The 12,657-nt window shown below is 34.2% G+C and carries 11 protein-coding genes; all 11 read left to right on the top strand.

The window, feature by feature from the left end:
- Nucleotides 1-414 precede the first annotated feature (414 nt).
- The 11 genes from ACTQ16_RS16155 (at nucleotide 415) to ACTQ16_RS16105 (ending at nucleotide 12,550) form a co-directional block, all read left to right on the top strand.
- On the top strand, nucleotides 415-846 hold the full coding sequence (locus ACTQ16_RS16155) for a hypothetical protein (protein ID WP_441938449.1): 432 nt from the start codon (nucleotides 415-417) through the stop codon (nucleotides 844-846).
- A gap of 45 nt (nucleotides 847-891) precedes the next feature.
- Nucleotides 892-1,344: a hypothetical protein gene (locus ACTQ16_RS16150; protein WP_441938447.1), complete on the top strand. Its 453-nt coding sequence runs from the start codon at nucleotides 892-894 to the stop codon at nucleotides 1,342-1,344.
- Between the two features lie 3 nt (nucleotides 1,345-1,347).
- Nucleotides 1,348-2,709: an O-antigen polymerase gene (locus ACTQ16_RS16145; protein ID WP_441938445.1), complete on the top strand. Its 1,362-nt coding sequence runs from the start codon at nucleotides 1,348-1,350 to the stop codon at nucleotides 2,707-2,709.
- Between the two features lie 207 nt (nucleotides 2,710-2,916).
- Complete coding sequence (locus ACTQ16_RS16140; RefSeq protein ID WP_441938444.1) at nucleotides 2,917-4,092, top strand: glycosyltransferase; 1,176 nt, start codon at nucleotides 2,917-2,919, stop codon at nucleotides 4,090-4,092.
- 112 nt (nucleotides 4,093-4,204) lie between these two features.
- On the top strand, nucleotides 4,205-5,275 hold the full coding sequence (locus tag ACTQ16_RS16135) for a GHMP family kinase ATP-binding protein (RefSeq protein WP_441938442.1): 1,071 nt from the start codon (nucleotides 4,205-4,207) through the stop codon (nucleotides 5,273-5,275).
- 14 nt (nucleotides 5,276-5,289) lie between these two features.
- Nucleotides 5,290-5,925 carry a D-sedoheptulose-7-phosphate isomerase gene (locus tag ACTQ16_RS16130; protein ID WP_441938441.1) on the top strand — a complete coding sequence of 212 codons (636 nt, stop codon included), beginning with the start codon at nucleotides 5,290-5,292 and terminating at the stop codon, nucleotides 5,923-5,925.
- A gap of 83 nt (nucleotides 5,926-6,008) precedes the next feature.
- On the top strand, nucleotides 6,009-7,304 hold the full coding sequence (gene gmhB / locus ACTQ16_RS16125; RefSeq protein WP_441938440.1) for a D-glycero-beta-D-manno-heptose 1,7-bisphosphate 7-phosphatase: 1,296 nt from the start codon (nucleotides 6,009-6,011) through the stop codon (nucleotides 7,302-7,304).
- Nucleotides 7,294-8,400: a glycosyltransferase gene (locus ACTQ16_RS16120; protein WP_441938438.1), complete on the top strand. Its 1,107-nt coding sequence runs from the start codon at nucleotides 7,294-7,296 to the stop codon at nucleotides 8,398-8,400. The genes gmhB and ACTQ16_RS16120 overlap by 11 nt, the downstream gene beginning before the upstream one ends.
- Before the next feature lie 88 nt (nucleotides 8,401-8,488).
- On the top strand, nucleotides 8,489-11,518 hold the full coding sequence (locus ACTQ16_RS16115) for a metallophosphoesterase family protein (RefSeq protein WP_441938436.1): 3,030 nt from the start codon (nucleotides 8,489-8,491) through the stop codon (nucleotides 11,516-11,518).
- An 84-nt stretch (nucleotides 11,519-11,602) separates the two neighbouring features.
- Nucleotides 11,603-12,172 (top strand): dTDP-4-dehydrorhamnose 3,5-epimerase, encoded by a 570-nt coding sequence (gene rfbC, locus ACTQ16_RS16110; RefSeq protein WP_441938434.1) that lies wholly within the window; start codon nucleotides 11,603-11,605, stop codon nucleotides 12,170-12,172.
- A 3-nt stretch (nucleotides 12,173-12,175) separates the two neighbouring features.
- Entirely contained in the window at nucleotides 12,176-12,550 is a 375-nt protein-coding gene (locus ACTQ16_RS16105) for an acyltransferase family protein (protein WP_441938432.1), read from the top strand.
- Nucleotides 12,551-12,657: the final 107 nt, after the last annotated feature.

Genomic DNA, 12,657 nt, shown 5'->3' with positions numbered 1-12,657 from the left:
CAATCTGCTTGGATTAATGAAATTTTTAGTGAAAGATATTTAAAAATGAGATTTGTGGGCTTTGCAAAAAGCCCGCAAATAGGGGCGTTGTGACATTTTTGGACGCTTACGGATTGACTGTCATATGTTTAGGAATGATTGTATCTAGTTTATTTTCCTATATTCTTACTGCGTATTTTTCTGGTAAACTAATTAATTATTCTTTATTGAAACAGCTACAGGATATGTTTCCTTCATTCATCTGTTCGGTATTAATTACCATATGCGGAGAAATACTAAATATTTTAATTCCTAATTATTGGCTTGCATTATTTATTGATACTATATTTCTTTCAGGTTTATATTTTACGCTAAGTATTTTTGTTAATAAGAATGATACTAGCTATATAATTACATTATTTAAAAAACGTCAAAATGAAAATTCGTGATTTTTTAGGTTATGACTTGATGGATCAAGTCAAATTGATAGTGAGTAAATATTTTGGAAGAAGAGTTAAGTCTTATCAAATTTTTTGTCTCGATAGTTCTGCTTATTCAAATGGATTAGCTGATCGATTGCGAGGGATTATATCTGTATATGCTTATTCTAAATGTATTGGTAGAGAGTTTAAAATCTATCATAAAGAACCTTTTTTGTTGAGTACATATTTTTCTCCAAATAAATATAATTGGGAGATTCACTTTGATGATATATGTCATATTTACCCATTTGCTTCGCCAGTTATTATGTTGGATAAGTTTAAACCAATACGTTTAAATTCATTGTGCAAATATTTTCAACATCATTTCTATACTAATGAAGATTGGCTCCCTTTCTTGAATAAAAAATATGGTATGGATTTTTAACCCCATGTCTTATTCGAAGAACTGTTCAGACCTTCCTTTTATTTTATGGAACAAATAAATAAGTATTCTCCTTCTGATAAATATATATCTGCTTCTTTTATATTCATGCAATTATTAGGAGATTTTAAGGATATTAGGGGGGAAACGCTAAATGAACTAGATCAAAAGAAGTTAATGGAAAAATGTCTTCAAAAGTTGAAAGAATTGCATGAAGTGAACTCTAATTATAAAATATTAGTAACTGCAGATAGTGAGAAATTTATCAAGTATGTATCTTCTGAGAGTTATGTGTATACAATACCTGGTCCTATATCTCATATAGGACACCATCAGGCTAAGTCTCAAATAAATTTAGACCTTAAGACATTTTTGGATTTTTATTTTATTGGGAAAGCCGAAAAGGTATATATGTTGCATTCTGGAAAAATGTACAGAAGTAACTTTGCGAGATCTGCAGCTTTATATTATAATAGGCCATATAATGAAATAAGTTTTTAAATTATGATTAATTTCTTACGTACATACTCTTTGGTAATATTAGGAATTATGATGTCTATTGCAATTATCATGTATTTCACATTGCCATTGGGCTATTCAAAAACTGTTTGTACTAATTGTTTTATATTCTATTTGATAGCAGTCTTCTTGATTGCTATTAATAATATTAAGCAGACATTTATAACCTTCGATACTGTTTTTGCTTTATCTTATTTATACACAAACTTTATCTATCCCGTTTTTTTATATGAAACAAACTATAATTTTTCGTTGTTTAGATTTGGTTTTAATGATAGGTATATTACTCATTGTACATTATTGGCATTGATAGGATACTTAGCATATGCATTATTTAGGATAGGTTTCTTTGTAAAGTGTACTCCTAAGAGGGAGAGATTTAATATTTTAATAAATAATAAATTGAAGCATATTTCAATTTGTTCAATGTTTTTTCTATGTTTATTGTATATAAAAAATATTGGAACAGACTATACTCAGGTTGATATAGGTTCTATTGGGGGATATTTACAAGATATTTGTAATACATTAATACTTTATCTGTTGTTTGCTTCTTCTTGTAATTCAAAAAGCATAAAAGATATATTCAATAAATTGGGCATTTCCTTTTGTGTGATGTTGTTGATTACAATATTTGTTCAATTGTTAATTGGCTCTCGAACTTTTACATTAAGAATTGGATTAATTGTGATATTTTTATACAACACTTTCATTCATAGACTTAACATAATAAAATTTTGTGCGTTGCTTTTTGTTGGTGCATTTTTTATGTTTTCTTTAGGGGCAAGCCGAAATGGTAGTGATGGAACCTCCATATCCAAATATTTTTTCGTAAATATTGGAGAAGAACTTATTATCAATAATAGGTCTTTATATGTATTGACAGAATATGCAGACACTAATGGTTTTTCTTTTGGTAAATCATTTTTAATGAATATTTGTTCTATAATACCTTATGGTAATACTATATTGAACAATGCTTTTAATTTATCAGAGGAAGATACTCATAGTGGATATAAAAATACGATGATTACTTTTAAGTATGATAGAACCATATCTTCAAAAGAACAGTTCATTGGACTTGGTACTAACTTAATAGGTGATATATATTTATCCTTTGGATTATTTGGGGTAATCTCCCTAATGAGCCTATTGGGCTATTTGATAGCAAAATCAGATAATTTGAAGTATCAATCATTTGTATGGCTAATGTTTTATGGAATGTTTTTCATGAATGCTATTTATTATCCAAGATCCGAATATTTTAATCTTATAAGGATTTTTGTCTGGACATACTTTTTGTATTATTATTTAAACAAAAGAAATAAAAAATGGAAAAAAATATAGTTTGATACAGTTGGTTCGTATTGGAGTTCTTTGGTAAGTATATTTTGTAACGATTTGGTGGATGGATTTTGAACACATTTTGTTGATTACTTGTGAACCAAATACGATGATTGCGTTTTTTATTCATTAGTGTATTTATTAGAATTATGTTTGAGGATATTAATTTTTGTTCCTTGATTATTATCAATATTAACGAGGGTAGTTATTATGCAGAAAATTCTTATTTGTTTTAATAGTTTTCAATTAGGAGGAGTAGCATCTTCTTTGTTTAATCTCTTCAGGAGTCTTCCTAAAGAAATGAATATTGATCTTCTTTGTTTTAGTCATGAAGGTCCTTTGCGTGAGCAGTTACCAAGTAATGTACATTTGTTAAAGACTGATAAGTTATTAAGTCTTCTTGGAGATTCTCAAAAGTTAACGATGAAGAAATCTAAAATTCTAGGTTTATTGAGGGCTTTTTGTGTAGTATATTCAAAGATGTTTGGCTCTACATTTATAAAACGATTATTATTTAAAAAATATGGTCGTTTGGATGAATATGATGTTGCTATTTCTTTTTCTCATGATTTAAATCATCATATATTTTGCGGCGGTGGTAATCGGTACATTGCAGAGTTTACTAATGCACCAATAAAGATTACTTTTATTCATTGTGATTTTGAACATTATGGTGGTAATTGCAAATTAGAGCGACTGTATTATTCAAAATTTGATAAAATCGCTTGTTGCTCTAAGGGAGCAAAAGAAGTTTTTGATAGAATATGTCCGGACTTAAAGGATAAAACGCAAGTAGTTTACAATTGTATTGATTATGGCAAAATTGAGGTAGGAAAAGATGAGATAGTTGAAAACTTCGATAAATCCATTATAAATATAGTAACAGTCTGTCGCCTTTCTATTGAAAAAGGAATAGATAGAGGTTTGTTAGCTATGGCTCAAATAAAGAAGCTTCATCCTAATCTTGCTTTTCATTGGCATATCATTGGAGATGGTCCACAAAAGGAAGAATTCTTCGAATTGACTTCTCGACTCAATCTTGAAAGTATAGTTACATTTTATGGGGAAAAGGTAAATCCTTATCCGTATATGAAGCAAGCTTCATTTTTCTTCCTTCCATCATATCATGAATGTGCACCAATTGTTTTTAATGAGTCTTTATATTTAGGTGTTCCTGTTGTCGCAACTAAAACCGTTTCTGTTAATGAAATGTTAATTAAGCCAAAGGCTGGTTATGTCTGTGAAAATAGTGTTGAGGGACTGATTTTGGGATTAGAATATGTTTTGACTAATCCTAAGGTGCTCCTGAAATATAAAGAAGCAATTTCTAATATGGAAATTAGCAATGATTTAGGTGTTAAACAATTTTTAAATATACTAAGATAGAATAATTCAAGCAAGAAGACATTTTTAACAACAGAAATCACTGCTATCCAGATTTTATCCGGACACTAGTGGTCCTAAACTGCAAATTAAGAGTAAAAGATTTCAAATAGATATGATTATACGTAGTAAAGCTCCGCTTCGCCTAGGTTTGGCAGGAGGCGGTTCCGATGTATCGCCATATAGCGATATATATGGAGGTTTGATATTAAATGCTACAATTAATTTGTATGCATATTGTACAATTGAAGAGTCTGAAGACAATCAGATAACCATCAATGCTTTTGATGCGCATTGTAACAAGAGTTATCCGATGACTGAATGTCTGGAGATTGATGGTGAGGCGAGTCTCATTAAGGGTGTATATAATCGAGTGGTGAAGGATTTTGGCGTAGGTGCTAAATCTTTTAAGATTACTACCTACAATGACGCTCCTGCTGGTTCTGGCTTGGGAACATCATCGACGATGGTTGTATGTATCTTAAAGTGTTTTGTAGAGTGGCTTGGTTTGCCATTGGGGGATTATGAAATTTCCCGACTTGCTTATGAGATTGAACGTAAGGACTTGGGCTTGTCTGGTGGTAAGCAGGATCAGTATGCTGCTGCCTTTGGTGGCTTCAACTATATGGAGTTCTTGCAGAACGATATTGTAATCGTAAACCCTTTGAAGATAAAACGATGGATTATCGATGAGTTGGAGGCAAGTATGCTTCTTTACTTTACTGGTAAGAGTCGTAGTAGTGCTGCTATCATTGAAGAGCAAAAAAAGAACACTTCCCATGGGGATAATGATGCTGTGGAAGCTATGCACAAGATTAAGCAGAGTGCCAAGGATATGAAATTAGCTATCTTGAAGGGTGATATTGATGGATTTGCTGATATTCTCCGTGAAGGTTGGGAGAATAAGAAGAAGATGGCAAATAACATCACCAATCCTATCATTCAGGAGGCTATGGATGTTGCGATGGCTGCTGGTGCTAAGGCTGGTAAAGTATCTGGTGCTGGTGGTGGTGGTTTCATCATGTTTGTGGTAGAGCCTACCCGTAAGAAGGAAGTGGAAGAAGCTTTGAAGAAACTCAATGGTTTTGTGATGCCATTCCAGTTCTCTGATGGTGGCGCTCATGGATGGAAGATTTATCCTATAGACGATGTTACTGCTTTGAAAGGTAAAAATGTAAAAGAGTAAAAAGGTAAATCTTCATGGAAAAGCATATTGAAACACTGGTGCAGCGTTTTCCTCAGTTGGATAGCTGTAAGGAGGAAATTTTGAAGGCATATCAGGTATTAGAGGAAGCTTATGCGGCAGGTCGCAAATTGCTCGTAGCGGGCAACGGCGGCTCAGCTTCTGACTCTGAGCATATTGTCGGTGAGCTGATGAAGGAGTTTAAGTTAAAACGCAAGATTTATGCTGCTCAGATTGACCGACTCATGCAGATTGATGCAGAGATGGGTACAGTGTTGGCTGATCATCTGCAAGGTTCGCTTCCTGCCATCTCTTTGGTAGGAGAACCTTCATTGACAACTGCATTTATGAATGATGCCGTTCCTGTATTGATTTTTGCTCAGCAGGTGAATGGATTAGGTAGAGCTGGGGATGTATTCTTGGGTATCTCGACTTCTGGTAATAGTAAGAATGTTCTTTATGCAGCAGTAGCAGCAAAGTCTAAGGGCTTGAAAGTAATTGGATTGACTGGTCAGAACGAAAACAGATTGGAAACATTTGCAGATGTCTGTATCCATGTCCCAGAGACAGAGACTTATAAGATTCAGGAACTTCATCTTCCTGTATATCATTGCTTGTGCTTGATGCTGGAAGAGAAATTCTTCGGAAATTGATAAACTCACACGGATTTCATGAAACGCACGGATTTATATCAATTCGTGTTATTCGAGAGATTCGCATTCAAAACGAAACTCGTATGAAAACAATACTTATGGCGGGCGGTAGAGGAACCCGCATCGCTGAACTTTTTCCTAACATACCCAAACCACTGATTCCAGTGGCTGGTATGCCTATCCTTGAAAGAGAAATAAGATCTCTCTGTGCGCAAGGTTTTAAAGATATCATTTTGACCGTTGGTTATCTAGCTGACAAGATTATTGCCTATTTTGGAGATGGCAGTCAGTTTGGTGCAAAGATTGATTATTTTGTAGAAGAGTCTCCTCTTGGCAATGCTGGTGCTTTGTTTAGACTGAGGGAAAAAATAGGTGATGAGCCTTTCCTTCTCTTGAATGCGGATGCAGCATTCGATGTTGATTTCAATCGTATGGTTGCATTCCATCAGAATCATGGAGGTCTTGTTACTCTGTTTACTCATCCTAATTCGCATCCATACGATAGTGGATTGATCATTGCTGATAAAAACGGTCATGTAGAGAAATGGCTTGCCAAGGAAGAGGAACGTCCACAGTGGTATGACAATCGTGTGAATGCTGGTCTTCATGTGATAGATCCCAAGGTTTTGGATATTGGTTTGAAAACTCTTGAAATCAACAAAGAGTCAGGATTTCCACAAGGAAAGGTTGACTTGGACCGACAGATACTCAAACCTCTATGTGGCTCAAACATGATGTTCTGTTATGACAGTCCAGAGTATGTAAAGGACATGGGAACTCCAGAACGTTTTCATCAAGTGGAGGCTGATTATAAAAATGGTGTTGTTCAGGCAAAGAATCTTACCAACAAGCAGAAAGTCGTATTCCTTGACCGTGATGGAACAATCAATAAATATGTGGGATTCCTTCGCAATATAGATGACTTTGAACTGATTGAAGGAGTAGCAGAGGCAATCAAGCTGATTAACCAAAGTGGATATTTGGCAATTGTTGTCACAAACCAGCCTGTGATAGCAAGAGGCGAGGTCACATGGGAAGAACTCAACATGATACACAAGAAGATGGCAACCCTCTTGGGTAAAGAAGGAGCTTATGTTGATGGCATTTATATCTGCCCTCATCATCCAGACAAGGGATTTGAAGGAGAACGCCCAGAATACAAAATAGATTGCGATTGTCGCAAACCGAAGCCTGGTCTCTTGTTGCAGGCAGCTAAAGACTTCAACATTGATTTGTCAGAATCTTATATGATTGGTGATAGCCATCGTGATGTGGAAGCAGGCGAGAATGCTGGAGTTAAGAAGAGCATTCTCATCAAAGAGAATAATGAAAACGGGTTGTTGTCTATAATAAATGAAATAATCAAAGATGAAGGATAAAATACTGTTTATAACTGCATATGTTCCTCACAAAGCGGCAGCTGGTGAGAAAAATACGATGATTATGCTCAATGATTTAGCAGAGTCGTATGATGTTGATTTAGTATATTTCAAATACGATTATGATAAGCCATATCTGCCAGAACGTAGCAATGTAAAAGTACTGAAAGTTTTCAAAAACTCAAAAGCCATAAAAATTTGGGGTATTCTCAATTTGCCTTTTCTTCATCCGGTATATTCCATTCGCTTTAGTTGGTCAAAGTTGATAACTTTGAAAAAACTAATGGGGAATACATCTTATAAAGCAATCGTTTTAAATCATAGTAATGTGTTCTATTACGGTAAATTTTTAGGCAGAAACACTCCCAAGATTTTATTGGCTCATGATGTGATTATTCAACGAGCTTTGAGAACAGCAAGTAAACTGATGCAAAATATTTGCCGTTTTAGTGAACGCTTATGTTTTAATTTGCCGAATGCTCATATATTCTCTTTTTCACAAAAGGATGTGGATATAATTAAAAATGAATATCATTTGCCTGCTAAGGTTTGCCTGGACTATATAGATCCTGATATTATCAACAAACGAGTGGAAACGATAGAGGATTACTATATGTTCTTTGGCGATTGGACTCGTAAGGAAAATTATGAGGGTGCTTTATGGTTTATAGAGAACGTTTCTCCATTGCTTAAGAAAAAGACAACTTTTAAGATTATTGGACGCCAATTTCCTAAGGAGAAGATTAATAATAATAATCCATTAATTCATTATGAAGTGATGGGCTTTGTTGATGATCCATACTTGCTCTTATCACATGCTAAAGCTCTTGTATCACCATTGTTTAATGGCGCAGGAATTAAGGTAAAGGTAATTGAGGCTCTTGCTTGTGGTACACCTGTTATTGGTACAGAAATAGCTTTTGAAGGCTTGCCAAAAGGTTTTGAATCTAGTATGCTTCTTGCAAATACACCAGAAGAGTATGTTCAGGCTATGACTGATGTAACAACAGATATCGAAGTTAGAAAGAAACTGCGTTCTGACTTTATTGAGTGTTACTCTAAGGATAGTATTAGGCATTATATAGATAAACTCTAAAAGAATAGTTACAACGAAATATTAACGAAACGTAAAGGGCTTAGGCTTTGGCTTTTCTCCCCAAGCGAAATTTTTACACATTTTTCTTATGATAAACATTCTGCATATTTCAGATATACATTATGGTTGGAAGAAACCTGAAGAAGACGGGCAGGTCTTTGATGCTTTTTTCTCAGACTTGCACAATACTTTATCTGATAAAGTAGGCGATAACTATTGTGTCATTTCAGGGGATTTGGTATATAAAGGAGCGTCAGACCATGACTACTCAGAATTTTATGAAGGTTTTGTAAAACGTTTGACAAAATTTGTCCCTCTCAATCATATTATGGTAACACCTGGGAATCACGATTTAAATCAAGGCTTTGTAACAAGACATTTGGAAAAGCATCAAATAGATATTCATAAAAAAAGAACCGAAGTAGAGTTTAACGAATATGTTGGCGATGAAGAAAAATGTCTTCTTCGAGAAAAATTTGCTCCCTTTCAAAAATTTTGCCAATCATTATTAGGAATAGGTAGGTTCAGTCTTTCGGGTTATCATTATAATGTTACTCCTCAAATGTCTTTCTATATGCTTAATTCTGCTTGGTGTTCTTCTGGAGGAGCCAAGGATGTATATGGCAATGAAATTGTCGATAAAGGATTATTACGTTCTGATACAAGCGGGGTAAACAAATGGATATCTGAGAATGAAGGTAGAACTAAGGTCCTAGTAATGCATCATCCAATAGAACATATGACAGATGAAATGATAGACCAATTATATGCAATGTGCAGGAATGGCATTGATTTTTTAATTGCTGGGCATACGCATAGTCAAAATATGGTTAATTTTGAAGGAGGGGCAAAGGTTATCATTTCTCCGCAATTATACTCATCAAAGAATGATTTAAATGGATATTCTGTCATGCATATTGAAAATGGTAACATAACTGATATTATATACAGACAATGGAATGTTCGTTATCGTAAATTCAATGTTGGCACAGAATTTACGGGTACTGATGATGGAAAGTGGATAAATAAAGATTCTAAAAAAGAAGTTCCTTTAGATGCTCTGGAGACGAAATTAAAAGCTAGTTTAGATGATGCGTTAATGATTTATGGAATTCTTCCTAAATGGATTAACAGAAAATTAAGCCAACAAACTCTTAATCAGCATCATGTAGATAAAATGGAGGACTTAGACTATATAGATTTACTTAATTCAGATAAGTCTTTTCACATTATTGCCCCAAGTCAATTCGGTTTAACATGTTATGGGCACTTTTTATCTTATAAAGCATGGAAAGAACGCAAAAAGCATTGGCTTTATGTTGATTGTCATAACTGGACTCTGTCTCGTGTTGAACAAGATGTTCGAAAAGCACTCTTATTTCATGGAATAGATATCAAGGAAATGGATTGTCTCATACTTGATAATTGGCGTAATAAATTTAAGGATATAGATAAAATCGCTACTAAACTTAGGAAGTTATTGGGTAATAAGCGACTAATACTTCTTAGCCATGGTGCTGATTTTATTGCTGTCGATTTAGCAACACAAGAAAGTCATGAAGGATTCGTTGATTTATATTTGAGAGAAATACGACGTCAGGATCTGCATTCCATCGTAAAAAGTGTTGATGCAAATAATGAAATAGCTGAAGAAAATATTGTTGTAGAAAGACTCAATCAAGATTTGGTTAGCCTTAATATACACAGAATACCATATAATTCTATTCAAATAGTTTTTGCATATAGAAACACGTTCGAACAAAGACCAGTAAATAGGACGAAGGTAATGGATTATGTGCTACGATCTATTTTTGACAATCCTGGTACTTTAACATATGGTGATGAAATTGATGATGAAAATTGTAAATTTATATTAGGATATTTTTGTCAATATTTGATTGAACAAAATAAGTTGTTTTTTTCAGAGGAAGAGTTCTTCAATGTTTGCAAACCTTTCATAGATGAGCAATATAATTCAACTAATCTTAATGATTTACTTCAAGTCTTAATAAATAATCAAATTATTGAACCTGTTAACGATTTTCTGCAATTTAAGATGGTATATTGGATTAGCTATTTTGCAGCAAATAGAATGGTTGTAAATTCAAAATTTGCAAATACAATGCTTTTAAAGCAAAATGCTATATATAACGCAGACTTAATTGATTTTTATACAGGTATTACAGGTAGGAATTCTGTTGTGGTAGAGAAAATTTCTGAAGCATTGGCATCTTTAAATAAGACTGTATATGCTCATTTAGGAATTGATGACGAATTTAATCCATTTGCAAACATTAAGTGGAGATTAAACGAAACTGAACAGGGTATAACGCAGAAGCAATTGGAAGAGAAAATCCAATCGTCAAGAATGCCTGATGACATAAAAGAGGCTGTAGCAGATTCTACGTTTGACAGCGTAAGACCATATACTCAACAAATTTATAAATTTCTGGATAAGTATGATGTTCGAAATCTTATGCAGTTATTGACTTCTGCTTGTAGGGCTCTTAGAAATAGTGAATTTGTTGCTCCTGCATTGAAGGAAAAGTTAGCGGAAGGAATATTTGAAGGTTGGGAAGTATTGATGAGAGTTTTGTTTTATATATCACCACTTATGGCCAAAAATGGTTTTGGAGGTTTTGGAGGTGCAAATTTTAAACTGGCAGAAAACTTTTCGAAAGATTATGCAGCTTGCCTTAAGGAAATAGTTGTTGCAATGCCTTATAATATTATTCTTTGGTATAAGAATGAAATCTATTCAGACAAGTTAACGTTGCTGTTTAGAAAATATTTACATGACCATAATAATGATATCATTCGTCATCTAATAGCATTGACGATATGTAAAGCTAGACCAAAGAAATTCCAAGATTATATTTCTCCTTATATTCGAACTTTAGGTAAAAATACTTATTTCTTAGGTGATTTGTATACTTTTTTATGCCAGAACTATAGTTTTGATTTTATGAGTGGTTATGAGTTACAACAAACTGCCACCTTAATAAAATCATGCTATATGAAACATTTGACAGGTTCAATAGAACCCGGTCCCGACACCATAGCAAAATATGAACAATCTAAAGGAAAACTGCCAAGTCGTTTCATTTCGGATGAATAGCATTAGAGTAGATTTATATAAAAAAAAAGTGATGAGAATGTCACTGTTGCTTCGAATATTAAACGCATAATAGATAATAAAATAATGAATGTAGCAAAGACAGATATAGAGGGCGTGCTTATTATTGAGCCACGTCTCTTCCGTGATGCTCGTGGTTACTTCTTTGAAAGTTTTAGCGAGCGAGAGTTTAAAGAGAAGGTTGAACCTTTAGTTGGTTATCATGTAGAGTTCTGCCAAGACAACGAGAGCATGAGCTCGTATGGTGTGATGAGAGGCTTGCATTTCCAGAGACCTCCGTTTACTCAGAGTAAGTTGGTGAGATGCGTGAAGGGTAGAGTGCTGGATGTTGCCGTGGATATCCGTAAGGGGTCTCCTACATATGGCAAGCATGTGGCTGTGGAACTGACAGAGGATAATCATCGCCAGTTCTTTATTCCTAAGGGCTTTGCTCATGGTTTTGCTGTATTGTCAGAAACTGCGGTATTCCAGTATAAGTGTGATAATTTCTATCACCCAGAGGCTGATGGTGGCATCTCTATATTGGATGAATCGCTTGGTATAGATTGGATGATTCCTACGGAACATGCTAATCTCAGTGATAAGGATATGAAGCATCAAATGCTGGAGGACTTTGATTCTCCATTTAAATTGTAGATTATGGAAAATAACCGTTCTTTATCCGTTGATATAACCAAGGGCACGGCTATTATAGCCATTGTCCTTGGGCATATAGCTTTCAGCTATCCTTCGTGCAGTTTGGTTCATTGCGGTGATTTAGTCTTTGGACTTTGGCATGTAGCAGTGTTCTTTATCGTAGCTGGGTTCTTTATCAAGGAAGAGCAGCTGGTTCAACCCAAACTGTGGTTTAAGAAAAAGTTCTCATCGTTGTACTTGAAGATTCTGTATTTCTATGTGCCTGCAGTGTTATTGCATAATGTGTTGATAAAGATAGGGTGGTATTCATTAGAGTCTACTGACCCAGTAATCAATACTTATTCAATGATGGATTTTGCTAAGCAAACTGTATTGTAACTATTCGGTGAAAGCCGTATTGTGCGCCTAGATAAAGTTTCGTACCTTTGCACCATGATTTTAAATTTTTCAAATTATGGTGCAAGGCAAGAAACAATTAAACAGCA

The sequence above is a fragment of the Prevotella sp. LCP21S3_D2 genome (assembly GCF_052118345.1).
GTDB lineage: Bacteria > Bacteroidota > Bacteroidia > Bacteroidales > Bacteroidaceae > Prevotella.
The sequence above is the reverse complement of the archived record's forward strand: the minus strand, read 5'-3'. Positions and strand labels throughout refer to the sequence as shown.